Here is a 23,633-nt window from a genome sequence, read left to right as displayed (position 1 = left end):
TTGATCACGTTACTATTTTTTCGATTTCATTTTGTTCGATTGCTGTGTTGATTTCCATTGCGACTCTTCGGCCAGGCCCAACGTCTTTCATGTATTTGTATTTCATGTATGGGGAGGTTGGTTCGACACATGGACATCCTGGTATTCTTGGGCTTACGTCGAATACGTAGAACTCGAGTTCTTTTGTTACTGCGCCTTGTAATGCGAATAGCCCGATTATTCCTGGTGGGTATTCTTTTTCAGATGCTTCTACGAATTTAAGGCCTTCTTCGAAAATCATTTCGATCTGTGATTCTCTCATTGTTGCGCCCATATGGCCTATTTCAACGTTTTGTGGGGAGGCTCCTAATTCAAGTTGTTCGTCTGCAGGGAGGTCGAGCACTCCATCTAGGTCGGTTTGTATTCTTCTGTCGAATCCTAGTAGGTCGATTTCTTTTTTTATTGGGGACCAAAAGTAGTTTGCGTTGAATTTAGCGCCTTTTACATATTCTTCTATTGTTGCGTCTTCTAAGGCGTCTGGGTCTATTATGCCTTTCTCTATTCTTTCATTTGCTTTTTTATGGTATTCTTCTGGTGAGTTTGCGTAGAAAAAGGCTCTTTCTATTGATCTTGTTTTTTCGGGTACTTTAACGATGACGGTTCGATCTATATTGCTGGGCGAATCAAACATTTTGGGTTTGGTTATTCCTGCTGCGTCAAGCAGGTCGTATTGGTTGCCCTCTATGTCACGTTCCTCCGTTCGCAACATATTTCTGCTTCCTAACAATGGAACTTCAAGTTCATCTTCTATATTGTCGTATCCAACGTAGACACTGAATGACCTGTTTGGGACGAAGATGGTGTTGTTTTCTCTCAAAAATTCTTGGTTTTCTTCTTCTATCATGTCGCCGAAACTATCTAGTAGTAATACTTCGTCGAAAAGGTTGTTGTATTGCTCTGTATATGTCTTTTCTCGGCCTTTTTCGCAAACTACCAATGTTTTGTAGTCTTCTTGTTTGGCTCCATGACCGATTTCTAATGCTGAGTGGGATCCGAGCACTCCTATTGTTATATCGTCACTATATCCTGAAACTATATCTTCTATCCTTTTTCTATCCATTTTGGTTTTCTCCCTTATAATCAATAATTTATATATGTTTTGTAGTTCTCAATCACTTTTTCAAGGCTGGGTGAATTGAATAAATCAGTACCTATGAATTCGTTTGCAGCCGATTTATATAGGTTTGTTGTTATTTCTTTGAGTTCTGGGTCTAGTGAGGGAGGTTTTTCTGCGAGTTCTCTCCAATCACGGATTCCCTGTTCTTTAGCCTCTTTCTTTGCTTTTTTAACAGCCTGATGCCATTCTGTATCTCTATAATAATCTCTAACTACTTGTTTGCTCACCTGTACGCCATCATAAGTAAACCTACATTCATCTAACGTACCAACAACATCAACTACCATAGGTCTTCGTTTGGGGTCAAAAGCAAGCTCTATCTTACCGTCCTCGTTATTAAAGCCAGCGTTTTCTGCTGCACTGGTTATAACTTGGTTAACAGTACCTAAAATATCTTTTATTTCAAATAGTTCATCATCACTTAACCCCGCAATCTCCCTAGCTTTACTCCAACTTATGTATCTATCCCTTTCTTCAAGCTTAGTAGATACATCGAATAATGGTTTTTCCAACTCGCTTCCAGGCTCTGGAAACCTATCTAGACCAAAATCTTCTGGAGATATCTCTCCACGCTTAAAACGCCTGAAAACACTTGAACCTTCAGGAAGTCCATTCCTATAGATAACTTCAAGTGGAATTAAGAAATTCCCCTCACCTTTATCCATAAACTCTTGGTAAACCGAGTAATCATAACCACCGGAATATTCAGGCTCTATAACCCGAGTTAAATCAACCTCCATAACATCGGTTGGTTCATCAAGTTCATCAAGCCCGACAGTTTCCCCATTGCTAACAACTCCCCGATAATGGGTTTCTACACCCATTTCCTCAAGTTTTTCGAAACAATATGCACCCATAACACAAAGAGCCTCCCCCTTAGATTCAATTAAATCAGGCATCTCTCCCCAATCAAAAACAGAATATCTATCCGAAAAAACAAAACGACCAATCCCCATCTCGTTTTTAGTAGGCTTCTCTAAAACATCAAGATCTTTTACACTACCCATAAATATCTCTCCATTATTAATCTAGATTAATCCAGACTAATTGATGATTTTGAGGCATCAAAATACTTTAGGTATACCACCCAACAACAACTACCTCAAAAATAAAGAAAAAAATAAATAAATACCTATAAAGAGATATTGTAGTGACGTTTAACTAACGTCGATTATTTGGCCAGTTTAATGGCGAAAAAATAATAGTTGTTGGCCAAAAAAAGGAAAAACACCCGATTAATTAATCGGTTTGACGATTGAAAACCAATTTAAAACGGTGGTTACACAAAGCTAAAACAAAATGATTTTGTTTGTGATATATAGCTTTGTATATAAAACCTAAATTGGTTTGATAAATCAGTGTTAAAGAAAATGTATTTGGAGGCAGTCTAATGTCAAATGGTTTTTTAGACAGTATATTTGGTACGAAAACCCGTTACAAGGGTTTCGATGGATACGTAGATCTTGAAGATGTCGATTTTGAAGCAGAAGTTGAGAATGAAGGTCCACAAGTAAAGGTCGCTGAAGTTAGAGAGATGGAGGACGCTACCTTAGTTAAAGAACAGATATATTCAGGCAACATAGTGGTTATAGATATATCTGCCATCATGAACGACGAGAAAACGCGGGAAAGAATAGTTACAGAAATCCAGTACTCAACAAAAGACGTCGGAGGAGACATAGCTGGTATAGGAGAAAAAATGGTTATCGCAACTCCTTCCGGAGTTAATATCGATAGGAACATAATAGGTGGTGGAGACTTCCGTTAAAAAACCATTTATTCGATAAATAATGTCTCAAAAAAGAGAACAAAACACTTACATAAAAGAAGTGGAAATATCCTGCAAAAAAGACCTAGATATCAAAGTAAATAGGTCTTCAAAAGCAGTGCTCAAGGTACCTGAATTAGGAGTGGAGATAACTCCAGGGCCAGCCGAAAGCGACCCAATAAAAGACATAAAAGACGTAATCCTACGTATCGAGAAAATCTTGTTAAACTACGTCGAAGAAAGTGAGAAAAAAACAAACCTACTTCAAAAAATCACCGAAATCAAATCCGGTAACAAGGAAGCTACTTTAATAATCGAAGACCCCACAGGTGAAACCATAATTGGAGAAAAAAATGAATGACATAACCAAAGAACTACAATATATAACTGCCAATCCATTCAAACGTAAAGGAAAGAAAGAACTGGAAAAAAACAGATTCATATTCTCCCTCTCAATCGACCAAAACTGGTTCAAAACAGATGTTGCTAAACAAATCATGGAGATCGCAATAGACCAAAACCTACTTCTAGACCAAGGTGAAACCATCAAAGCAAACTACGACCTAAACCAGATAGAACTAACATTAGATTACAAACCAGACAACGAAATAATCCATAAAATCAAAGAGATAAATAAATCACCACAACCCCAACAACCAGAAACAAACCTACTCAAAAACCTCAAAATACCTAAAAAACAAAAAGAAAAAGAAATAGAAAAAGTGATCAAAGAAATGAAGGGATTTATAGATAGAGAAACAGCAACCCTCATAGTAGCCAGAAAACACGGAATCAAAATAGATAAAGAAATAGAAAAAACACTAAGAAAAACATTAACAAAGTGACATCCCCTCTCTACCTAAAGAGGAAGGTTATTAGCCCTGAGTTAAGATAAAAAAAATCTAAAAAAGGGATGAAAGGTTTATTCAAACCATCCATATAATACCCCTTAAAATAGATTTAAATAAGTTCTAATTTTTTCAAAGGAATTTATTAGTTATTATGTTTAGAACAGGTCTCTTAGTGATGGTCCTTTGCCTATTTTTTCAGTAAAATCGAATTTGGTTAGGTCTTGACCTGTTTCTTTTTTAGCAAGCTCTATTGCTTCTTTTCGGCCACCAATTCTGTCTATCAAGCCTACTTCAAGTGCTTCATCTCCGAGATATACCTTTCCTTCGAAAACATCTCCGTCATCCTCTATTTTCCGGTTCTTTTTAACATGCTCGATAAACATGTTGTTTATGTTGTTAAGAACCTTTTCTCGAACTTCTTTTTCTTCATCGGTTGGTTCAGAGAAAGGCATTCCAAATTCTTTATAACGTCCTTTTGACTCAACGTCAACATCTATCCCGAGTTTCTTTAATAGTTCTGAAAAATCGGGTCTAACTGATAACGTGCCTATACTTCCAACTGTAGATAGTTTTTCTGCAAAAACAACGTCACAGGCTGAAGCAATCCAGTAAGCACCTGATGCACCTACCTCCCCAATACAAGCTATTGTGAACTTATCCATCTCCTCTATTTTATCACCAATATCTTTACTCTTGTATGGAGAACCTCCAGGCGAATTTATCTCAAACACAACTGCTTTATATCGATCATTTGCAATTACTTTATCTAAATATTCCTCAGCTTCAGCAACCGGAGACCTGAATAGTGTCGAAAGCCCACCTCCCGAACTTTGACCAACAATCGGACCTTCAATAGGTATGATTGCTAAACGTTTCCTAGAAAACCTCTTCGTAATTCCCTTAATAATACTAAACACCAAACAAATAGATATTCCTGAAACAACATCAAGACAATGCAAAAAACCCAATCCAACATAGATTCTTTTATTGATTTTTATTATAACCTACATAGACCAATGGTCTATAGAAGTTTTTTCGATGCCATAAAAACACTGAAATCGCTCTAACATTCATTTTACAAGCCACAGAGACCTAGAGCTCAATTAAAACTCTAAATTTACATCTATATTCAGTTATATTATTAGTTAGAAATTCATCTTGCTTGTTAAATCGGGTTGGGTTTTTGGGGTGATTGTAAAAATAAAAATTGGGGTGATTGTAAAAATAAAAATAGGTAAAACCTATTTTTTGGATAAATGTCTTGTTTCTGTAAAACTAATTTTTTTTGTTTATGAGTGATTTAAAAACTACGGTTTCTCCTAATGTAGAGTTAGATCCATTGAGTGGATCTAAAGTGGTTTCTCGTTTTAGTAGTTGTGTTGATGGATATAGTTCTGTTGGTAGTTTTCTCGATGGTTTGGATGATGTTTTAATAATTATGAATGACTTGAAGAGGTCGACACCTACTAAAAAGGTCTTGATGTATTTGGAGAGGTATTTGGAGACCGTTGATGTGGGTCAGATAGATTTTAGTGGTTTAGTTGCTACTGGAAGTCATTCACCACCTAGTGATGAGGAGATCCGTGTTATTGCTGGCGGTATGTCGGGTTTATCGGAAAAGACGTTGGTTCATAAGGCCCGTGAGAATGAACATATAGGTGTTGGTGTTACCAGTAGGGGTACGTCTGTTAAGGTTGATGAATTGATTACTGGGTATGATGGTGTTATATGTATCAATTCTGTCGAACCACATTACTTTGCTGGGTATACTGGTGGGAGAAAATCGATTGTTCCAGGTGTATCAGGTTGGAGAACTATTGAAGAGAATCATAGTCATGCACTTTCTGATAGGTCTATGGTTTTAAATCTTGAAGACAATCCGGTTCATCTTGACATGGTTGAGGGATGTAAGTTGGTTGTTGATGCGGTTGATTCCAGTTTTTTAGGTATAAACCTAGTTAATTTTGGTAAAAAAATCTTTGATTTACAGGCCGGAACTATAGAGGGTTCTTTTAATGCTGTTTTAGATACTGCCGATAAATTATATTCTATTGATATGGATCGAGAACAGGGTTTTGACGTTGTTGTTTCTGAGGTTACAGAGCCGTTGAACAAAAACCTATATCAATCTCTTAAGGGATTTGAAAACGGTCGGGGTTTATGTAAGACTGGTGGAGTATTGATATTGGTTAGTGAATGTAGTGAGGGTGTAGGGCCATCCGAGTTCTATGAAAGAATGAAGTTTTCTGATAACCCAATAGAGATAATAAAGGATATTGAACGTGATTACACGCTTGGATCACACAAAACCTATAATTTATTGAAGTTCCTCGAAAACCATGAAATATTCATAGTTAGTGACCTCCCAGATAAAGTGGTTGAGAACTGTTTTTGCAGGCCTTTCCCAACCTTAGAAAAAGCATATAACTATATTAGAGACAGTGAATCGGCTGACTTAGATATATTGGTTATAAAAGAAAGTGGAAATCTAGTTCCAAAACTCAATGGTTAATCTATTTTATCAAAGTGGTTGAGGAACCACCTTCCTGACAGACAAAAGCAAAAGGTAGGGGTCGGTTCACTAAGTTTCTATTTTATTGATTTTCGATTAGTTTGTATAATTCGTCTCTTCTATATGGATTTAGTTCCTTTTCAACACCGTTTTCTAGTATTTTATATCCTTTTTTCTCTATCTGACCTATTTCTGTTGCTAAAACCCCCTGTTTTTTAAGTTCATTTATCAGGTGTTTTGGGTTCGGTGTTGTCATTAGGAGGGTTCCACTTGACATCAAGCCTAATGGATCAAGATTTAATTTATTACAGACCTTCTCCGTTACTCCAGCTATAGGTATGTCTTCTTTAATTAGTTTTATTCCCTTATTTGATGCATGCGCCAGTTCGAAAGCTGCTGTCTTAACACCACCTTCAGTGACATCGTGTGATGCTGAAGCACCATGTTTACTGGCAGTTAAACCTTCTTTAATAACACTGATGTTGTTAATCATGTTTCTAGCTGTCTGAATTTCTTCTCTATCTAAAAAACCATTAACTAAATCAATGTAATCACTTACAATTATTGCAGTACCTTCTAAACCAGCAGTTTTGGTCATAACGACCTTATCTCCAACTTCAGCTCCTGAAGAAGTTAAATATCCATCATCACTCGCTTTCCCAATAGCTGTAGAAGAGATAACAGTTTTATTAACAGCATCAGTAACCTCTGTATGGCCTCCAATAATCTCAACACCAACCTCCTTAGCGGTACTACTAATCTCCTCCATCAAACCCTCCACATCCCCCTCCTCTATAGATTTAGGGAATAAAATTGTTACAAGCAATCCAACAGGCTCTGCTCCAGAAGCCGCAATATCATTACAAGCTATATGAACCGCAAGCCTACCAATCCCTTCATCAGCACCAGTTATAGGGTCTGTGGATAAAACCTGTACCCCCTCACCCATTCGGAGAACAGCTGAATCTTCACCAACACCAGAGTGTACAACAACCTCATCCCTCTCCAGCCCTAAAAAAGGCATAACATTTCTCTCCAACAAATCAGAACCAAGTTTACCAATCTTCATAAATAACACCAAAAACCTCTCAAAATTTCTATAAATTAATTAACTTAGACTTACCATCCGCCCCCTCCCCTGCTATGAAGGGCGAGTATCTCCCGAGCGTTGGGATAATTAAGGTTTGCAGGCCACATGTTCCATTTGCTTGAAACAACCTGAAGTTAAGTTTAACATGTAGATTTCTGGCTGTGCCAAACGACCGTTACTCATATCTCCTGTTGGAGGGCTTTATCTTTGTTGTTTTTTTGTGTTTTAATTGTTCCTAAGAAATGTGTTTTTTGTGTTATACTTCATTGTTTAGTCATATTGGTTCATATTAATTATTAAACCTTCATAAATAGACTTTTAAATCGATAAGCCTAATATCCAGTGTTATGTGTGGAATTGCAGGGATTTACTCGGAGAATGTAATCGATGTTGGTGGTGTTCTAACTCGAATGCTTGAAAGTTTGCAACACCGTGGCTTAGATTCAGCCGGAATAGCTGTTTACGGTGGAATAAACACAAAGAAGGATGAACATTACCTATTGGTTGAAGCTCAAAATGACACCATAGGTAAGGTAGAGTCAATTGTCGGTCAATCCCTATCAATAAAGTATATGGAGTCCAGTTCAAACCCAATATATTCAGGAAAAATAAAAAGCAGTTTTGAAGAATTAAAAAAGAAAATAAACGAAATTAACAAACTCCCAAAAACAAATGTGATTAGTGTTGGCTCTCTCTATATAATAAAAGATACTGGAAGCGTTAGAAAACTCAAAAAAACAATTAAAGGCCATAACACAGAGGGGACACATGGAATAGGGCATGTAAGGTTTTCAACAGAGAGCGTAGTTGATCGTTATCACGCCCACCCCTTCCAAAGCCACATCAAACAAGATATCTCAGTAGTACACAATGGCCAGATAACAAACTATGAAAACATCAAGACAACACTTGAAAACAAAGGCCATGAATTCAAGACAGATAATGATACTGAATGCATTGTTCATTACATCTCGGATAAACTAAATATAGGATATAGTTTAGATGAAGCCCTTGAAATGTCTATAAACGATATGGATGGTCCTTTTTCATATATTATTTCAACAAAAAACGAGTTAGGTATAGCTAAAGATCCATTAGGGCTTCGGCCAGGAGTTATCGGTGAGAAAAACGGTTTAACCGCGTTTGCATCAGAAGAAACCGCAATTCACCAAGCACTCGGCGATGCAGAAATAGAGTACTTAAAGCCCGGTGAACACAGAGCGATAGGAAGTGAATAAATATGCCTCAAATAAAACAACTGGACGGCAATAAACTAAACACACGGGAACTTAATACCGAAATAAAAAACACAGACATAGATATAGAGATAATAAACCCCTCTTCAAAACACTTCATTTGCGCTGGCCTCACAAAAAACAAAAAAATAACTATAATGGGTAGCGCTGGATATTTCCTTGGAACAATGCTAGAAAACGCAGAGATACAAGTAAAAGGAAACGCAGGCAACCAAGTTGGAGACAACATGCATTCCGGAGAAATAACAATAACTGGAAGTGTAGGTGATGGAGCTGGTCAAGGAATCTACGGAGGCAAACTCAAAATAAATGGGGATGCTGGCTCAAGAACCGGCAGCATAATGAAAAAAGGCGAAATCATAATCCAAGGAAACAGCGACTTCATGACAGGACTATACATGATGGGGGGTAAAATAACAGTTCTAGGCAACATCGGAGATAAAACAGGTGAATCAATGATCGGTGGAACAATATACTGCTATAAAGAAGTTGAAAGCCTCGGCAAAAACGCAGTTATATCCAAACTAAACCAAAAAGACAAAACATACCTCAAAAAAACCCTGAAAAACCAACTAAAAACAAAAGAAATTGAATCATTCACCAAAATAACGCCAAGAGGGAACTAAATGAACTACAAACCCATAATCAATTCAAAAAAATGTAAAAACTGCATGAACTGCATAAACGCCTGTCCTGAAAACGCATTAACCCAAGGAACAAACCACCCCACTATAGAGCCAAACAAATGTATTGGATGTAAAAACTGCATAAACACCTGTAACCAAAACGCAATCCAAATACATAAAAAACAACCCCAACATCAAGATCAAACCATCCAAAAAATAATAAACAAAACACAAACCAACCACTGCATCATCAGAGGAGGAAAAGCCAGAAATAGATTCCCAACATTCGATGACCTAACAATCCTACCAGCCCAAATCTCCAGACCCCCTATCGACAAATACAGAGAAGAATGCAACACCAAAGTTACAATCGGAAACCGATATGCAGAAAACCCCCTAGAAATCGATATACCAATACTACTTCCCGCAATGAGTTTTGGCGCAATAAGCATAGAAACAAAAACCGCCTTCGCATTAGCCGCAAACAACACAGGTACAGCAACAAACACAGGAGAAGGTGGAATGCACCCAAAAGAAAGAGAAACAGCAAATAAACTAATAAGCCAATACGCATCAGGAAGATTCGGCGTATCAAGCCAATACCTAAACAACTCCGAAGCAATAGAAATCAAAATAGGCCAAGGAGCAAAAGCAGGCATGGGAGGCCATCTCTCAAGCGAAAAAATAACACCAGAAATCGCAGAAATACGAGGAATACCACAAAACTCCGACGCACTCAGTCCATCACGACACATAGACATAGTAGGACCAGAAGACCTCAAAATGAAAATAGAACAACTAAGAGAAATAGTAAACTGGAAAAAACCAATCATAGTAAAATTCAGTGCAGGAAGAGTAAAAGAAGACGTAATAATAGCAGCAAAAGCAGGAGCAGACGCAATAGCAATAGACGGAATGCAAGCAGGAACCGGAGCCGGACCAGAAATAGTAATAAACCACGCCGGAATACCAACACTACCAGCAACAGCCGAAGCAGCAACAGCACTAAAAGAAAACGGCTACCAACAAGAAGTCTCATTAATAGTAGGAGGAGGAATAACAAACGGAGCAGACGTAACAAAAGCACTCGCACTAGGAGCCGACGCCTGCTACATCGGAACAGGAGCAATGATAGCAATCGGATGCACACAATGCAACAACTGCCACAAAGGAAACTGTCCAAACGGAATAACCACACAAAAACCCAAAAACAGAAAAAAAATAAACCCAAAAAAAGCAAGCCAAAAACTAACAAACTACCTAAACACAATAACAGACGAAGTCATAGCCCTCACACAACAAGCAGGAAACACAGACATAAACAAACTCGAAAAAACAACACTAAGAGCACTAACACCAGAAGCCGCAGAAATGACCGGAACAAAAACCCCAGGACCATAAAAACCCAAAACAAAACAAAACAAAACAAAACAACAAAAACCAACCTATAGGCCCAACAAAAACAAAAACACAACAAAAAACCACAAACAAAAAATAACCAACTCCACCCTCTTAACAACACAACAACAAACAAAAAAACCAAAAAAAATCAAAAAAACTAACAAAACTACAAAAAACAGTACATAACCCAAAATACAATACAATGCAATCAAACAAGAACTAAAAGAAAAGAGATAAAACAAAACATACACACCAAAGATACGTGTTACTTATCCATTGACACAAACAATCAAAGAAAAACAAACGATATAAAAATAATAGAAATAACCCACATAACAGAAGCAATTAAAAAAACAAGACTAAACAAAAAAATAACTCACCAAACCAAAACTAGTGATACAACATGCTTTTAAAAATAATAGCTTTATTCATAACTGTCCCATTAATAGATCTACTCGTCCTACTAAAAATAGCCAACTACATAGGCACTCTAGAAACAATAGCCATAGTTATATTAACAGGTATAGTTGGTGGAGCTCTAGCTAAAATACAAGGATTAAAAACACTCCAAAAATTCCAAGAAGAAGTAATGATGGGTGGACCACCCTCCAACAGAATAATGGATGGCTTTTTAATACTATTTGGAGCAGGACTTCTACTAACACCCGGCTTCATAACAGATATAGCCGGATTCCTACTGCTAATACCAATAACAAGACCAATCATAAAAAAAGCAATCTCCAAATACATAAGCAAAAAAACACAACAAGGATACATACACATAGAAAAATATCCTTGAAATACCCCTCCCTAAAAAAGGTCTTAAGGCCTGAGTCAATAAAAACCACCCAACCACTTAAACAACCCAATAACTCAATTAAATAACCAAAAACTTCTTTTAATTAACCGAAAAAATTAAACCACCTAGAACTAAAAACTAACTATGTTTGAAATATTCTTAATACCCTTCATTCTATTGTTAGCATTCTCCCTCCCAATTCTTTCTCTAGTCTTAGCAATATGGGTTGCTTATGATTCAGTGACATCCTCCCCGATGTGAAGTACGGGACTTCCTTGCCGTTTAGTGGTTCTCCTTCACTCGATGCTTCACATCTCTGAACTATATAGAGATGGATAGGCATTTTCATCGTTATGGAGTTTGTGGGCTATGTCACAGTAGCCCCTGCGTCAGCCAGAGACTTTATTTCAAGTTTGCCTAACGCCCGCTTGGCAATATTCCAAGCACCGTTCACATCAGAATGTATTTCTGTTCCAGAACATCGAAACCTCCCCCTATAACGCTCCCCTTTTTCTCCACACTTCGCACAAGTCTGACTGGTATACGCCTCATCAACCTCAACCAAAGGTAACCCTCTATCTTTTAGTTTGTAGCGGAGTAGTTGCTTGAACTTGTAGTGGGGGAATCGATGTAGCTGACGGTTCATAGCCTTTCCTTTGTCTTGGTTTTGGATTCCTTTGAGGTTGCCTACCGCTACAGCCAGTTTATGTTTTTTGCAGTAGTTGGCTATCTCTGTCGTGACTTTATGCAATATGTCTTTTACTTTGTTGTATTCCCTGTTCTTCCATTTCTTTCCTGTGGAGGTGTTTCTGCGTAGGTAGGCGTATCTGCTCTGGATTTTCTGGATCTGTTCTGCGTGGAAATCTACGGTTTGAATCTTGTGGCAAGGCTCTGCCACCGACAGAGCCACTCCAACTACAGGGTTTCGGAGTCCAAGATCAACACCATAGATCCCATGAAAATCAGAAACAGGTTCTACCTCGTAACTGACCGAAATATTAATATAAAAACTACCGTCACGCTTAATTACCTTGCTTTCTCCTATCTCCCAGTTGTCTTTGATTTCTGTATGGGTTTTGATTGGTAGTTTGAGTCCTCCGTAGCGTTGTGCTGTCGGAACTTTCACAAAGTAATCAGCTATATTGGATTCGCACTCCTGAACATCTATCAAGTCTTTTCGGACGGAAATCGGATACTCATGGTCTTCTTTTATTGTGTCGTAGAATCTTTCTGCCTGTTGTTTGTTAGCAGAATAGACTTCGACATCTTCGTCACCTTGAAGATACCTTTGTAGGTTCTGATATTCTGTTTCTAGTTCTCTGTGTTTTTGGTTTGTGAGTTCTACCACTCCTGCCTGAACTGTCTTCGTTACTTTCACCCGAACCCACCTTGTTGTTCTACATATTCTTTTAGCTGATTGAGTGTCACTTCACCTGTTGTGACAAGGAAGTAGCTTGGCGACCACAATGCAGAGTGTTGTTCAAGATGGTTGTGTTTGTTCCGTAGTTTTCTGGTTGTAACACCTTTCAAACTGTTTATGAACTTGGATAGTTCTGTTATCGGCGTAGCACGGAACAATATATGAATGTGGTCTTCATCTGTTTCCTTGTTCAGAACTTCTATATCCTTATTCTCAGCGATACTATCTATCTGTTCTTTCAGGTCTTCACCGACTCCACCTTCCAGTAAGTTGTACCTACACCTAGTAGCCAGTATCAAGTGATACTGTAGTGAACACTTGCTATGGATACCGCTTTGAGCATCATATCCCATCAGGCTATACTTCTGTAGTAGAAATTAAATATGTTTTGGCGGTGTATCTCCGAGCTAAAGCACGGAGTCTTACCGCCTGAAGAAGATAAACTAAAAGAAGACGGCGCAATAACAGAACAGGAATTTGAAGAAAAAAAGAAAGAACTATTGAAAAAAACCAAAAAATAACAAAAACTGATTTAAACAACAAGTGACATCTCCTCTCTTCTTAAAGAGGAGATGTCTTAGAACTGATTTAAGATAAAAACAAAAAAATTGGGTAAAAAAAGATTAGCGTTAAGTCAAGGAAGTCTATCAAAACAACTCAAAGTTTAACAAATTTATATTTTAATCCTCTTTCTAGAGGGGTGTGCTTACTTTTGGCTTAAACATTCATTAACCTTTATTTCTTAGTTTTTTGACTGTTTCTATGTTTTCTTCATCTCCACGTTGGTCATCGATTGGTGTTTCAAGTATAAATGGGATATCTTTTAATTTAGGGTGGTTTATTATTCGCTCCATCCCTTTAACTCCAATCTTGCCTAAACCAATATGTTCATGATGGTCTTTATTTGAGTTTAAAGGGTTTTTTGAGTCATTTAGATGTATTAACTTGATTTTATCAATTCCAATTGTTTCTTCAATTTCTTCAATTGTTTTTTCAAGACCAGATTTACTTCCTAAGTCATATCCGGCAGTGTAAGCATGGCAGGTGTCAAGTGTCACACCAATATCTCGATCAACTCGATCTAAAATCTCCTTTATTTGTTTAAAGTTATATCCAACGGTCGTTCCACTACCAGATGTATTTTCAACCAACAATTCAGTTTCATCAAGGCCTTGAATCTGATTAATAGAGCTAATTACGTTGTTGATACCTTGGGTCTCCCCACTGCCAGTATGGGCTCCTGGATGGATATTTACATAATCGATTCCAACTTTATTTGAAAAATCGATCTCTTTCTGTGTAGATTTAATAGATTTCTCTCTTAACCCATCTTTAGGTGTTGCTAAGTTAACTAGATAAGAACCATGAATCACTAATGGCTCAACGTCATTACCATTAGATTTCTTAACAAACCGTTTAGAATCCTTTTTATCAGGTATATTAAATTTCCAGCTTCTAGGTGAGTGTGAAAAGATCTGGAAACAATTACAGCCAAGATCTTTAGCTCTATCAAAAGACCTGTATATACCGCCTGAAATCGAGACATGTACTCCAACCCTAAGCATACATGAATACTTAAATCTCAAACAACATTAAAACCATTTATTCAATTAACGAAAACCAAAATAACAACCCATCATTTAAATATAAGATGTTTTACAAAGTTAGGGTGTAATGAATACCAGTAATCAACTATAGAAAGCTTTTTTTAAAGGTAATCTATTTACTGGTGGGTATTATAAATCAATAACTAAGTAATTTAAGGAGATAGATATGTTAGAAAAGATTCTTTCAATACTAGGGGTTAAGAGTTTTGCCAGCCAATCGGAAGTTAAGGCCGTTCAATCGAAAAATGGTGTGGATGAAAGCAATTACCTCGAAAGTATTCCGAAAACCGTTTTAGCGATCGATAAAGATTTCAACGTTGATTACATCAATCCCTCCGGGGCTGAAAAACTAGGGATGTCACCAGAGGAATGCGTTGGTAAAAAATGCTACAACTTATTAGACACCGAGCATTGTAATACAGAGAAATGTGCACCAAAACAGGCGATGGAAAATGGTTCTTCAATAACCAAGGAAAATGTATGGCATCCATCCCCAACAAAACAGATACCAATCAAATATACAGGCGCGCCTGTAAGAAACGATGATGGAGAGATTGTTGGCGCCGTAGAGTACGCAGAGAACATTTCAGATCGAAAATTAAAAGAAAAAGAAATCAACGCCCTTTTTCAAAAGGCACCTGTACCAATGTTCATGGTAGGGCCAGACCACAAAATCACTCGATGGAACGACGCAATGTCTGAATACATAGACTGTAGTAAGGAAGAGGCGGTTGGAAGTGAATTTAGAGAAATAAGCGGTGGCCACGAATCAGTAGCTGACCTCGCAATAGATAAACGTGAAGAAGTAACCGAAGCAAGAGACAACGTTGTTGTCAGAGGAGAAACCTACCACGTAATCAGTACCGCTGTACCAATCACAGACAACGATGGAAACTTAACCGGTGCAGTACAAGTAATAAACGACATAACAGACGCAAAAGAATCTCAGCTTGACGCCGAAGAGAAACTAGAAGAATTAAGAGCAATTCAAAAATACTGGCAACGAATAAATGATGAATACGAACGAGTCTTCGAAAAATTCAATGACTTAGATTTGACTCCTAGATTAGATACACCAAAACCAGAAGCGGACCTTAAATCCCTTGAAGAAGCCTACGAAATGGATAAACAACTTCACGAAGACATAAATGAAGGTTTAGAGGCAATACAAAAAGCTCTTTCAGAAGCAAAAGAAAGTGCAATCGCATTCACTGAAGACAGTGAGAGCATGAGTGCTTCCACAGAAGAGCTTGCAAGCTCAATAGACCAAATAAGTGCGTCAGGACAACAAATAGGTAGTGGAATAGAACAACAGGTTGAGAAGTCAGAGGAAATGAAAAACAATATCTCAAACCTATCATCATCAATACAACAAATCACATCCGCCGCACAACAGATCAACTCTGAAACAGACAACGCAGCTGAAATAAGCCAGGAAGGCGCAGAAGAAGCTGAACAAGCAATAAATAAAATAGAGCACCTCGATGAAGTCACCGATAAAAACGTAGAAAATATCAAGGAACTTGAGGAGAAGATGGCGGAAGTCAGCGAAATAACAGACGTAATCTCAAACATAGCAGAACAAACCAACCTACTAGCCCTAAACGCAAACATAGAAGCAGCAAGAGCAGGAGAAAAAGGACAAGGATTCGCAGTAGTCGCAAACGAAGTAAAATCACTAGCAGAAGACTCACAAGAATCAGCACAAGAAATAGAAGAGATAATAAGAGAAGTTCAAGAATTTACAAACGAAAACGCCAAACTAATAGAAGAAACCAACAAAGAAGTTAAAGAAAGCACTAAAGCCGTTAAAGAAGTTGTAAACAACCTAGAAGAAATCCAAGAAATGGTTGAAGAAATAAGCCAAGGAATCGATGAAATAGCAGAAGCGACAGAATCACAAGCACACAACACAAGCGAAGTAAGCGAAGTTGCAGAAGAAGCCTCTGCACTAAGCCAAGAAATCAACGCAGCTATCCAACAAATAAACAGCAGCGTAGAAGAACAAAACGAAGCCGTACAAGAAATAGCAGAAATCGCACAAGACACACTCGAAAGAGCAGACCAAAACAGAGAAACAATAGACGAATTCAATTTAGAATAAAAATAAGATAAGTGATCTATGATGACAGAAATCGATACACAAGTCATAGAGTTCGAGTTGAACGAAAAGAGATATTGCGTAGACCTAAACTACGTCGCAGAAATAGTAGACAAAGGCGACCTAACCCAGATACCCAACACACCCAACCACATAGAAGGAGTAATGGACTTAAGAGGAGAAACAACCACAATAATCAATCCAAAAATCGTGTTCGACCTAGAAAACAACGGTGACGGAAAAAGAATCATAGTTTTCGAAGGAGCAAATCAAGACAGCGATGACAACATCGGGTGGATAGTAGACGAAGTTCATCAAGTAAGACAGATAACCAACGAAGAAGTCGATGACCCCATAAAAACAGAAAACGTCAAAGGCGTAATAAAAGAAGACGGAGACTTCGTAATCTGGGTAGAACCACCAGAAACACAAAACCAATAAAAAACCAAAGGACTTTGACCCTAAAAAGGGGTCAACCTAAACTATTTTTTTATCCCCAATCCTGTTTTATCTCGCCCTTCAAATCCTTAATTAAGTTTAAAGCCGCTTCAGTACCTTCACCAACTGCCAGTGATATCTGTCTTTCGCCACCGGTACAGTCTCCGGCAGCATAGAGTCTAGGTAGGCCAGTTGAAAGGTCTTTTTCAGTTTGAATGAAACCATCTTCAATATCTATACCGAGTTCTAATGCAAAGTCAAGGGTTCCACTTGTACCGATAGCGATGAACAAACCATCCAAATCAAATTCCTCGCCACCAACAACGGCTCCATTAAGCAATTGATCTCCAAAAACTCTGGTTACTTCTTCAGTTATAACCTCTATTCCCTTTTCATCCAACTCTCTAACCAAACGTTCATCTGCATCAACCTCTTTACCATCCGTTAGTAAAAACACGTTTTCAGTGTATTCATGTAGTTTAAGGGCTTCTTTAACTCCATAATCTCTTGAACCGAGAACACCACATTTTTTATCTCTAAACAAAGGTCCATCACAAACAACACAATAACTCACACCCTTCCCCTCAAAATCACTTAGGTTCTCAACCCTAGGTTTCTTTTGTTGTATACCTGTAGCTAAAATCAAGCCCTCTCCTCTAAAACTACCTTCAACAGTTTCCACAACATAACTCTCACCCTCTATAGATATAGATAAAGCCTCCAAATCCATTATTTCAGTACCGAATCTCTTTGACTGCTTTTTACCTCTATCTAAAAGTTCAGAGCCAGATAAAGGTTCATCAAAACCAAAATAATTCTCAATCACATCGGCCTTACTCAGTTTGTTCTCTCCCTTATCTAAAACAACTGTATCCAGATCCGCTCTTGAAGTATATATTGAGGCAGTTAATCCAGCAGGACCACCACCAATCACCAAAACATCAAAACTATCCATATTCTCCATAAATACACACCTAACCATAATTAAATAAACCAATCAAGTTAGATATATCTTTATTTATTTTTTGTTATCTCCAAAAAATTCTTTAATACCCTTAACCCAGTTTTACCTGATTTCTCAGGGTGGAACTGAACACCCACAACGTTTTTACGGGATATTGCTGCAGGAAAACTTTCTCCATAAATTGATTCTGCAACCACATCTTTTTCAAATTTAGGTCTAACGTGATAGGAATGAGCAAAATAGAAATATGATCCATCTTCAATACCATTGAACAGTCTATGTTTTTTTGATGGAGTCACCTTACTCCAACCCATATGTGGTATTTTTCTAACGCCTTTAAATCGAACAACGTCACCACCAATAACATCCAATCCATCAACCCACTTATCACTCTCAAAACTACGGGTTAACAACATCTGCATACCAAGACATATACCTAAAACAGGAACTCCATCTTCAATCAATCGATACAAAAAAGAGTCAATCTCTCGAATTCTCTTAACTCCATCCTCAAAAGCACCTACTCCAGGGATAACAACACCATCATAATCTAATAACCTACTGCCTTCCTCAACTACATCAACCTCACCACCAACCTTCTCAAAGCCTTTTACAACACTACGTAGGTTACCTAAACCATAATCAACGATAGAGATACCAGCCATCAACAACATATAATCCTAAGTAAATAACAAACTTCTGAAAAAACAGAAAAAAATAGATAAAGGCTACATACCTACATGTTAACTGAACCAAAAGTATTATTCAAAGATAAGGAAGTAAGGTTAAAGGGAGTTAAATCAAGTATACTATGTCGATTAAATCCAAACGAAATTAACTTTTATGCCAAGAGGGACCTACTTGGCGATAAAAAATGAATGATATAATTAGAGACGAACTCAGCAGGCCCACGGTATTTAAAAACGAACAGCCTCTTTATTTCGATTATGTACCTGAAAGCCTGCCTGAGAGGGAAGAAGAGCTTAGATATTTAATTAGGCTCTTTAGAGATGTGATTGAAGAAAGAGTCGGGTCAACCCAAAGTGCATTAATAACTGGAAAAGTTGGAACCGGTAAAACGGTGATGGCTAAAAAATTTGGAGAAATGCTTGAAGAACGCCGTGGGTTCAACTACGTACACGTAAACTGTCGGAAACACAACACCGGATCACTAGCACTAATAAAAGTTCTAAAAAACTACGATAAAAGATTTCCAAGCCGTGGATACAGTGTTGAAGAGATGTTGAGATCCTTATTCAACATGCTTGAAGTACGAGATAAATACCTCATAATAGGAATGGACGAAATCGATTTTCTAATAAATAAAAGCGGTCCAGACATACTATACAACCTATCCAGGATGTCAGACGACACATTAGGAGACTACGAAAACCGTATATCAGTTATATACATAGCAAGAGACCCAAGCTTCAGAGAACAACTAGATCAAAGCACACAAAGCACATTACGTGGAAACATAATCAACCTAAACGAATACAACCAAAGAGAACTTACATCCATACTTAAACAAAGAATAAAACTCGCATTCAACCCCAACACAGTAAACACAGAAACAATAGACCTAATATCCGACATAGCAAGCGAATGGGGAAACGCCAGATTCGCAATAGAACTACTATGGAAAGCAGGAAAAAAAGCCGACTCCGAAGGAGACGAAACAGTAGTACCTGAACACGTCCGATGGGCCAAAGCAGAAATACATCCATACATGAGAAAAGAACTATTCACCGATATGAACAAAAACCACCTAATGGTATTACTATCCATAACACAACTACTCCAAAACAGCAACAAAGCATACGTCACAACAGGCGAAGTAGAAAAAAACTACAAAATAATCTGCGAAGGACACAACATCAAACCAAGAGGATACACCCAGTTCTGGCATTACATACAAGAACTAAACAACATGGGCGTAATAGACACATCCCTAAGCGGAAAAGGAAAAAGAGGCAGAACAACCCAAATATCACTACCCGACATACCAGCAAACATGCTAAAAAAAGAAATACAAAAACACATAGAAAAACAAAAATAACAAACCAAAAAAACCCCTTAAAATAAAAACATTTACAAAAACCTTATACCAAACTAAGTATGACAGATGTTACTATATTGGCTTGAAGACGCATTAAAAGGCTCAAACACCATATCAAAAATAAACACAATACTAGCGATACTAATACTGATATTAGCCATAATACTACTATCAATCATACTCATCACCTACCTGACATCCCCTTTAACCTAAAAAAAAGTTCAAAAAAGTTTTTGATGTCAAAACCACTCTATCTCCACCCCCCAAACTTTAGAAATATACCTGCTTTTCTTAGAATATCCAAAACACCGTTTTTCTCACCTTCTATCAGAGTACCGTTACATACCATTGAAGAGCGCTCTTTCAACTCTATTCCAAACATTTACTTATCTATTATTTTATCTGTTCCTCGTTATTTGCAGAACTCATTTACAGAAAATTAAGAAAATCAGTTCCTTAAAAAAATAAAAAAGGGTTAAATAACTTTTAACCCCTTTCGAAAACCTAAACCACATTCTAAAGGTAGTCCCGGAAAACTATTTAATGACCGTGACAGCACTCTGAATCATCATGGTCATGGTCTGAGTCAACATCTTCATCTGAGTCGTGATCGTGACAACACATCATTAATCACCTCCATATTTTTCCCATAAATCTCTTTCTCAATTATAAGAATAAACCCTGGAATATTTAAAACTAATCCCTAAAAACCGATATAAAAGGTTTATACTAAAAAATAAGTATTCAATAACTATTAAAACATCATAAAGAGTTATAAGAATATTTTTTTCGTAATAAAACCGAGTTAAACCTATAAAAGATAATACATAAATTTTTTTCGTAATACGGGACAGTGTAAAAAAACAGGATTATGAGATTTGCTATAAAACTAAGAACTAGGTAAAGTAAATGTCTAAGAAACAAAACTACTGTTAGATTAGATAAAGAACTAAATAACTGGGCTATAGAATATGTCTTCAATATCTCTCGGTTTCTCGAACACCATTTTTAACATAACAAATCAAGTTTGGAGATATCTAAGAAAATTGAGTGCGGGGGGCGAGATTCGAACTCGCGAACCCCTGCGGGACAGGATCTTAAGTCCTGCGCCTTTGGCCTGACTCGGCTACCCCCGCAGTCCCCACACAATTTAATGGGCTTTTTGGTTTATTAAATTGAGGGTAAGACCCCTTCCTCAAGGAAGGAGCGAAGCGAGTGAGTAGGGAGGGGATACACCCGAAAACAACAACACTTAAACAACAGGCTAACATCTAGCTTAATAAGATGGTACAAACACTCCAACAAAACCTCGCAAACCTCGATGCCAAAGAGTACGAGGTCTTACGGAGTATGAGCCATCTCTCAAAAAACCTCTACAACAAAACTCTCTACGAAGTGCGACAACACTACTTCAACAACGGCGAATACCTCAACTACTACGACGCCTACGACCAGTTGAAAGATAACTGGAACTACAAAGTACTCCCAAGCCAAGTCGCCCAACAAACGATGAAACAAGTTGATAGAGGGTTCAAATCATTCTTCAACCTCGTAGAGAAAAAGCGACAAAACAAATATGACGCCAACATCAGACCACCATCCTACCTTGATAAGGATGGTTTTTACACGCTTGAATTCCCATCACAATCATTCCAAGTCAACAAAGACCACATCCGACTTGGCGTTCCATACTCGTACCGAAACGAGTTCAACTGTGACCTAACGGAAATCAAAATCCCATTCACATACACGGAAGTGCAAGAATCAAACGTCAAGAGAGTGCAAATCCTTCCACGGGCTAAGGCCCAGTACTTCGAGTACCGTGTCATCTACGAGAAAGAAGTAGAGGAAATCGAGACAAAAGAAGGGTCGTGGCTTGGAATCGACCTTGGCGTGGACAATCTGGCAACGTGTTGTGATTGGAGAGGCAAGTCATTCATCCTGGATGGCAGGCACCTAAAATCTCTAAATCACCGTCAAAACCAGAAGATTGCCTACTACCAGTCGATTAAAGACAAGCAAGGTATCGACGGCACAACTCAACGTATCGAGAACCTGCATCAGAAGCGTCGGTACACCATCAACGACTACCTCAACAAGTCTGTTCGACTCATCACCGATTACTGCATCGAACACCGCATTGACACGGTGTACGTTGGTGATGGGAAAGGCTGGAAGCAGAACGTGAACCTCAGAGATAAAACGAACCAGAACTTCGTCCAGATTCCATTTGACAAGTTCAAGCAGAAACTCAAGCACAAGCTTGAAGCCCGTGGTATCACGTTCGAGTTAGTTCCCGAATCACACACGTCAAAGTGTTCATTCTACGACGAGGAAGCCGTTGAGCATCACGACAAGTACGTTGGTGAACGAGTCGAACGAGGGTTGTTCGAATCATCAGATGGGACTCGATATAATGCTGACGTGAATGGTGCAGTGAATATGGCTCGAAAAGCCACAGGTAAGCCCAATTCAGACTTGTTCAAGTCTGAGAAGGGTGTAGAGCGGGCTGTGGACGCCCCACAACGAATAAGCCTCTCTGACCTTGAATCTGGTCAGACTCTGAAGGAAACTTCGCTGGAAACCCCACCCTCAACGAAGCCGTCTACGACGGCTGAGTAGGGCGGGGTAGTTCACTATTGTTTCCAGTACTATTGTTTCCAGTTTTTTCTTTTGTTTGGGGTTTATTTTGTGTTTTGGTTTTTGTTTTGGGCTTTTGGGTATGAACCTAGTATTTTTATTAGTTCTGTGTGTTTTTTTAGTTCTTTTATTGCTTTTTGTATTTTTGGTTGTTTTCTGTGGCCTTCGAAGTCTATGATGAAGTAGTAGTCTCCTAGTTGTTTTCTTGATGGTCGGGATTCGAGTTTTGTTAGGTTTATTTGTCTTTTTGCGAATGGTTTTAGTGCTTTGTGTAGTGTTCCTGGTTGTTGTTTTACTGAGAATATTAGGGTTGTTTTGTCGTTTCCTGTTGGTTTGGAGTCTTTTGTTGCGAGTGTGAAGAATCTGGTTTGGTTTTGTTTTACGTCTTGTATGTTTTTTTCTAGTATTTTTAGGTTGTATTTTTTTGCTGTTTCTGCTGGTGCTATTGCTGCCATGTTTTTGAACTCTGTTGTGAGTTTTGCGGCGTGGGCTGTGCTTCCTGTTGTTCTTGTTTCTATGTTTGGGAATTTGTTTGATATGTAGTTTCTGCATTGTGCTAGTGCTTGTGGGTGGCTTACTATGACTTCGATGTTTTTGGTTGAGTGTCCGATTAGGCAGTGGTTGATTTTTATAATGGTTTCGTCCATTATTTTTACGTTTTTTTGTTTGAGTAGGTCGATTGTTTGTAGTACTGTTCCTTGTATTGAGTTTTCTATTGGTAGTAGTCCTAGTGTGTTTTGGTTGATTTGGTTTATGACTTCGTCTGGGGATGATTTTAATTTTATTTCTGTTTTTGGGTTGTTTTTTTGCACCCATTTCTTAGCAGCTTTTTCACTGTATGTTCCTGAGGGCCCTAGTGTCAGTATCTGCATACCATGTATATTCGGTGGTTTTAAAAATTAATTTTTGGAAGGAAAATGTGTTATGTTTTTTGTGTAGGGGGGG

The 23,633-nt window shown here is 38.0% G+C and carries 25 protein-coding genes and 1 tRNA gene; 14 read left to right on the top strand and 12 right to left on the bottom strand.

Annotation, left to right across the window (positions count from 1 at the left end; all coding sequences use genetic code 11):
• Nucleotides 1-4 precede the first annotated feature (4 nt).
• Together QEN48_RS04455 and purC are read right to left on the bottom strand one after the other, a co-directional pair.
• Nucleotides 5-1,099, bottom strand: coding sequence for a formate--phosphoribosylaminoimidazolecarboxamide ligase family protein (locus tag QEN48_RS04455; protein WP_280107697.1), 1,095 nt, complete (start codon nucleotides 1,097-1,099; stop codon nucleotides 5-7).
• Between the two features lie 20 nt (nucleotides 1,100-1,119).
• On the bottom strand, nucleotides 1,120-2,169 hold the full coding sequence (gene purC / locus QEN48_RS04450) for a phosphoribosylaminoimidazolesuccinocarboxamide synthase (protein ID WP_347985131.1): 1,050 nt from the start codon (nucleotides 2,167-2,169) through the stop codon (nucleotides 1,120-1,122).
• 377 nt (nucleotides 2,170-2,546) lie between these two features.
• Between purC and sepF the strand changes: the two genes are divergently transcribed.
• The 3 genes from sepF to QEN48_RS04435 are packed head-to-tail and all read left to right on the top strand — an operon-like array spanning nucleotide 2,547 to nucleotide 3,769.
• Nucleotides 2,547-2,924, top strand: coding sequence for a cell division protein SepF (sepF, locus tag QEN48_RS04445; RefSeq protein WP_280107695.1), 378 nt, complete (start codon nucleotides 2,547-2,549; stop codon nucleotides 2,922-2,924).
• Nucleotides 2,925-2,946: 22 nt separating this feature from the next.
• Nucleotides 2,947-3,285 carry a hypothetical protein gene (locus QEN48_RS04440; RefSeq protein ID WP_280107694.1) on the top strand — a complete coding sequence of 113 codons (339 nt, stop codon included), beginning with the start codon at nucleotides 2,947-2,949 and terminating at the stop codon, nucleotides 3,283-3,285.
• Nucleotides 3,278-3,769, top strand: a complete 492-nt coding sequence (locus QEN48_RS04435; protein ID WP_280107693.1) for a DUF2240 family protein — start codon at nucleotides 3,278-3,280, stop codon at nucleotides 3,767-3,769. Before QEN48_RS04440 ends, QEN48_RS04435 begins: the two co-directional genes overlap by 8 nt.
• Nucleotides 3,770-3,930: 161 nt before the next feature.
• Here the strand turns inward: QEN48_RS04435 and QEN48_RS04430 are convergent, their stop codons facing one another.
• On the bottom strand, nucleotides 3,931-4,734 hold the full coding sequence (locus tag QEN48_RS04430) for a S49 family peptidase (protein WP_280107692.1): 804 nt from the start codon (nucleotides 4,732-4,734) through the stop codon (nucleotides 3,931-3,933).
• Between the two features lie 332 nt (nucleotides 4,735-5,066).
• On the opposite strand from QEN48_RS04430, the gene larA reads away from it, so the two are divergent.
• On the top strand, nucleotides 5,067-6,287 hold the full coding sequence (gene larA / locus QEN48_RS04425) for a nickel-dependent lactate racemase (protein ID WP_280107691.1): 1,221 nt from the start codon (nucleotides 5,067-5,069) through the stop codon (nucleotides 6,285-6,287).
• An 82-nt stretch (nucleotides 6,288-6,369) separates the two neighbouring features.
• On the opposite strand, the gene QEN48_RS04420 is transcribed toward larA, so the two are convergent.
• On the bottom strand, nucleotides 6,370-7,356 hold the full coding sequence (locus QEN48_RS04420; RefSeq protein WP_280107690.1) for an AIR synthase family protein: 987 nt from the start codon (nucleotides 7,354-7,356) through the stop codon (nucleotides 6,370-6,372).
• A 368-nt stretch (nucleotides 7,357-7,724) separates the two neighbouring features.
• On the opposite strand from QEN48_RS04420, the gene QEN48_RS04415 reads away from it, so the two are divergent.
• The 4 genes from QEN48_RS04415 to QEN48_RS04400 all read left to right on the top strand — a co-directional run bounded on the left by QEN48_RS04415 (nucleotide 7,725) and on the right by QEN48_RS04400 (nucleotide 11,459).
• Nucleotides 7,725-8,615 (top strand): hypothetical protein, encoded by an 891-nt coding sequence (locus QEN48_RS04415; RefSeq protein ID WP_280107689.1) that lies wholly within the window; start codon nucleotides 7,725-7,727, stop codon nucleotides 8,613-8,615.
• A gap of 2 nt (nucleotides 8,616-8,617) precedes the next feature.
• Nucleotides 8,618-9,259 carry a hypothetical protein gene (locus QEN48_RS04410; protein ID WP_280107688.1) on the top strand — a complete coding sequence of 214 codons (642 nt, stop codon included), beginning with the start codon at nucleotides 8,618-8,620 and terminating at the stop codon, nucleotides 9,257-9,259.
• Nucleotides 9,260-10,660, top strand: a complete 1,401-nt coding sequence (locus QEN48_RS04405) for a glutamate synthase-related protein (RefSeq protein ID WP_280107687.1) — start codon at nucleotides 9,260-9,262, stop codon at nucleotides 10,658-10,660.
• Between the two features lie 403 nt (nucleotides 10,661-11,063).
• Nucleotides 11,064-11,459 (top strand): FxsA family protein, encoded by a 396-nt coding sequence (locus QEN48_RS04400; RefSeq protein WP_280107686.1) that lies wholly within the window; start codon nucleotides 11,064-11,066, stop codon nucleotides 11,457-11,459.
• Between the two features lie 169 nt (nucleotides 11,460-11,628).
• On the opposite strand, the gene QEN48_RS04395 is transcribed toward QEN48_RS04400, so the two are convergent.
• Genes QEN48_RS04395 through tnpA form a run of 3 tightly spaced genes read right to left on the bottom strand, consistent with a single transcriptional unit; the run spans nucleotide 11,629 to nucleotide 13,232 of the window.
• Nucleotides 11,629-11,802, bottom strand: coding sequence for a hypothetical protein (locus QEN48_RS04395; RefSeq protein ID WP_280107685.1), 174 nt, complete (start codon nucleotides 11,800-11,802; stop codon nucleotides 11,629-11,631).
• A gap of 24 nt (nucleotides 11,803-11,826) precedes the next feature.
• Entirely contained in the window at nucleotides 11,827-12,837 is a 1,011-nt protein-coding gene (locus QEN48_RS04390) for a transposase (protein ID WP_280107684.1), read from the bottom strand.
• Nucleotides 12,834-13,232, bottom strand: coding sequence for an IS200/IS605 family transposase (gene tnpA, locus QEN48_RS04385; protein WP_280107683.1), 399 nt, complete (start codon nucleotides 13,230-13,232; stop codon nucleotides 12,834-12,836). Before tnpA ends, QEN48_RS04390 begins: the two co-directional genes overlap by 4 nt.
• A gap of 30 nt (nucleotides 13,233-13,262) precedes the next feature.
• On the opposite strand from tnpA, the gene QEN48_RS04380 reads away from it, so the two are divergent.
• Nucleotides 13,263-13,400, top strand: coding sequence for an SHOCT domain-containing protein (locus QEN48_RS04380; protein WP_280107682.1), 138 nt, complete (start codon nucleotides 13,263-13,265; stop codon nucleotides 13,398-13,400).
• 207 nt (nucleotides 13,401-13,607) lie between these two features.
• On the opposite strand, the gene QEN48_RS04375 is transcribed toward QEN48_RS04380, so the two are convergent.
• Nucleotides 13,608-14,444 carry a deoxyribonuclease IV gene (locus QEN48_RS04375; protein ID WP_280107681.1) on the bottom strand — a complete coding sequence of 279 codons (837 nt, stop codon included), beginning with the start codon at nucleotides 14,442-14,444 and terminating at the stop codon, nucleotides 13,608-13,610.
• Nucleotides 14,445-14,652: 208 nt separating this feature from the next.
• Between QEN48_RS04375 and QEN48_RS04370 the strand changes: the two genes are divergently transcribed.
• Nucleotides 14,653-16,590, top strand: coding sequence for a methyl-accepting chemotaxis protein (locus QEN48_RS04370; protein ID WP_280107680.1), 1,938 nt, complete (start codon nucleotides 14,653-14,655; stop codon nucleotides 16,588-16,590).
• Nucleotides 16,591-16,611: 21 nt separating this feature from the next.
• Nucleotides 16,612-17,028, top strand: coding sequence for a chemotaxis protein CheW (locus tag QEN48_RS04365; protein ID WP_280107679.1), 417 nt, complete (start codon nucleotides 16,612-16,614; stop codon nucleotides 17,026-17,028).
• Between the two features lie 49 nt (nucleotides 17,029-17,077).
• Here QEN48_RS04365 and QEN48_RS04360 read toward each other — a convergent pair whose 3' ends face one another.
• Nucleotides 17,078-17,989: an NAD(P)/FAD-dependent oxidoreductase gene (locus QEN48_RS04360; RefSeq protein WP_280107678.1), complete on the bottom strand. Its 912-nt coding sequence runs from the start codon at nucleotides 17,987-17,989 to the stop codon at nucleotides 17,078-17,080.
• Nucleotides 17,990-18,039: 50 nt separating this feature from the next.
• On the bottom strand, nucleotides 18,040-18,654 hold the full coding sequence (hisH, locus tag QEN48_RS04355) for an imidazole glycerol phosphate synthase subunit HisH (RefSeq protein ID WP_280107677.1): 615 nt from the start codon (nucleotides 18,652-18,654) through the stop codon (nucleotides 18,040-18,042).
• A 209-nt stretch (nucleotides 18,655-18,863) separates the two neighbouring features.
• Here hisH and QEN48_RS04350 point away from each other — a divergent pair, with 209 nt between their 5' ends.
• A complete protein-coding gene (locus QEN48_RS04350; protein ID WP_280107676.1) occupies nucleotides 18,864-20,048 on the top strand; it encodes an ORC1-type DNA replication protein in 1,185 nt (394 codons plus the stop codon).
• A 66-nt stretch (nucleotides 20,049-20,114) separates the two neighbouring features.
• Entirely contained in the window at nucleotides 20,115-20,261 is a 147-nt protein-coding gene (locus tag QEN48_RS04345) for a hypothetical protein (protein ID WP_280107675.1), read from the top strand.
• A gap of 838 nt (nucleotides 20,262-21,099) precedes the next feature.
• Here the strand turns inward: QEN48_RS04345 and QEN48_RS04340 are convergent.
• Nucleotides 21,100-21,184, bottom strand: a tRNA-Leu gene (locus QEN48_RS04340).
• 148 nt (nucleotides 21,185-21,332) lie between these two features.
• Between QEN48_RS04340 and QEN48_RS04335 the strand changes: the two genes are divergently transcribed.
• Entirely contained in the window at nucleotides 21,333-22,670 is a 1,338-nt protein-coding gene (locus QEN48_RS04335; protein ID WP_280107674.1) for a transposase, read from the top strand.
• Nucleotides 22,671-22,732: 62 nt separating this feature from the next.
• On the opposite strand, the gene pheA is transcribed toward QEN48_RS04335, so the two are convergent.
• Complete coding sequence (gene pheA, locus QEN48_RS04330; protein WP_280107673.1) at nucleotides 22,733-23,560, bottom strand: prephenate dehydratase; 828 nt, start codon at nucleotides 23,558-23,560, stop codon at nucleotides 22,733-22,735.
• Between the last annotated feature and the right edge of the window lie 73 nt (nucleotides 23,561-23,633).

Source organism: Methanonatronarchaeum sp. AMET-Sl (genome assembly GCF_029854155.1).
In the GTDB taxonomy this organism is placed as follows: domain Archaea; phylum Halobacteriota; class Methanonatronarchaeia; order Methanonatronarchaeales; family Methanonatronarchaeaceae; genus Methanonatronarchaeum.
Note: the sequence above shows the minus strand (reverse complement) of the source record. Positions and strands in the feature narration are given on the sequence as shown.

What these genes read in the sequence shown, in the direction of transcription:
- QEN48_RS04455 (WP_280107697.1), bottom strand. Translation starts at nt 1,099, where the DNA reads ATGGATAGAAAAAGGATAGAAGATATAGTTTCAGGATATAGTGACGAT.
- sepF (WP_280107695.1), top strand. Translation starts at nt 2,547, where the DNA reads ATGTCAAATGGTTTTTTAGACAGTATATTTGGTACGAAAACCCGTTAC.
- QEN48_RS04440 (WP_280107694.1), top strand. Translation starts at nt 2,947, where the DNA reads ATGTCTCAAAAAAGAGAACAAAACACTTACATAAAAGAAGTGGAAATA.
- QEN48_RS04435 (WP_280107693.1), top strand. Translation starts at nt 3,278, where the DNA reads ATGAATGACATAACCAAAGAACTACAATATATAACTGCCAATCCATTC.
- larA (WP_280107691.1), top strand. Translation starts at nt 5,067, where the DNA reads ATGAGTGATTTAAAAACTACGGTTTCTCCTAATGTAGAGTTAGATCCA.
- QEN48_RS04420 (WP_280107690.1), bottom strand. Translation starts at nt 7,356, where the DNA reads ATGAAGATTGGTAAACTTGGTTCTGATTTGTTGGAGAGAAATGTTATG.
- QEN48_RS04415 (WP_280107689.1), top strand. Translation starts at nt 7,725, where the DNA reads ATGTGTGGAATTGCAGGGATTTACTCGGAGAATGTAATCGATGTTGGT.
- QEN48_RS04410 (WP_280107688.1), top strand. Translation starts at nt 8,618, where the DNA reads ATGCCTCAAATAAAACAACTGGACGGCAATAAACTAAACACACGGGAA.
- QEN48_RS04405 (WP_280107687.1), top strand. Translation starts at nt 9,260, where the DNA reads ATGAACTACAAACCCATAATCAATTCAAAAAAATGTAAAAACTGCATG.
- QEN48_RS04400 (WP_280107686.1), top strand. Translation starts at nt 11,064, where the DNA reads ATGCTTTTAAAAATAATAGCTTTATTCATAACTGTCCCATTAATAGAT.
- QEN48_RS04395 (WP_280107685.1), bottom strand. Translation starts at nt 11,802, where the DNA reads ATGCCTATCCATCTCTATATAGTTCAGAGATGTGAAGCATCGAGTGAA.
- tnpA (WP_280107683.1), bottom strand. Translation starts at nt 13,232, where the DNA reads ATGGGATATGATGCTCAAAGCGGTATCCATAGCAAGTGTTCACTACAG.
- QEN48_RS04380 (WP_280107682.1), top strand. Translation starts at nt 13,263, where the DNA reads ATGTTTTGGCGGTGTATCTCCGAGCTAAAGCACGGAGTCTTACCGCCT.
- QEN48_RS04375 (WP_280107681.1), bottom strand. Translation starts at nt 14,444, where the DNA reads ATGCTTAGGGTTGGAGTACATGTCTCGATTTCAGGCGGTATATACAGG.
- QEN48_RS04370 (WP_280107680.1), top strand. Translation starts at nt 14,653, where the DNA reads ATGTTAGAAAAGATTCTTTCAATACTAGGGGTTAAGAGTTTTGCCAGC.
- QEN48_RS04365 (WP_280107679.1), top strand. Translation starts at nt 16,612, where the DNA reads ATGACAGAAATCGATACACAAGTCATAGAGTTCGAGTTGAACGAAAAG.
- QEN48_RS04360 (WP_280107678.1), bottom strand. Translation starts at nt 17,989, where the DNA reads ATGGAGAATATGGATAGTTTTGATGTTTTGGTGATTGGTGGTGGTCCT.
- hisH (WP_280107677.1), bottom strand. Translation starts at nt 18,654, where the DNA reads ATGGCTGGTATCTCTATCGTTGATTATGGTTTAGGTAACCTACGTAGT.
- QEN48_RS04350 (WP_280107676.1), top strand. Translation starts at nt 18,864, where the DNA reads ATGAATGATATAATTAGAGACGAACTCAGCAGGCCCACGGTATTTAAA.
- QEN48_RS04345 (WP_280107675.1), top strand. Translation starts at nt 20,115, where the DNA reads ATGTTACTATATTGGCTTGAAGACGCATTAAAAGGCTCAAACACCATA.
- QEN48_RS04335 (WP_280107674.1), top strand. Translation starts at nt 21,333, where the DNA reads ATGGTACAAACACTCCAACAAAACCTCGCAAACCTCGATGCCAAAGAG.
- pheA (WP_280107673.1), bottom strand. Translation starts at nt 23,560, where the DNA reads ATGCAGATACTGACACTAGGGCCCTCAGGAACATACAGTGAAAAAGCT.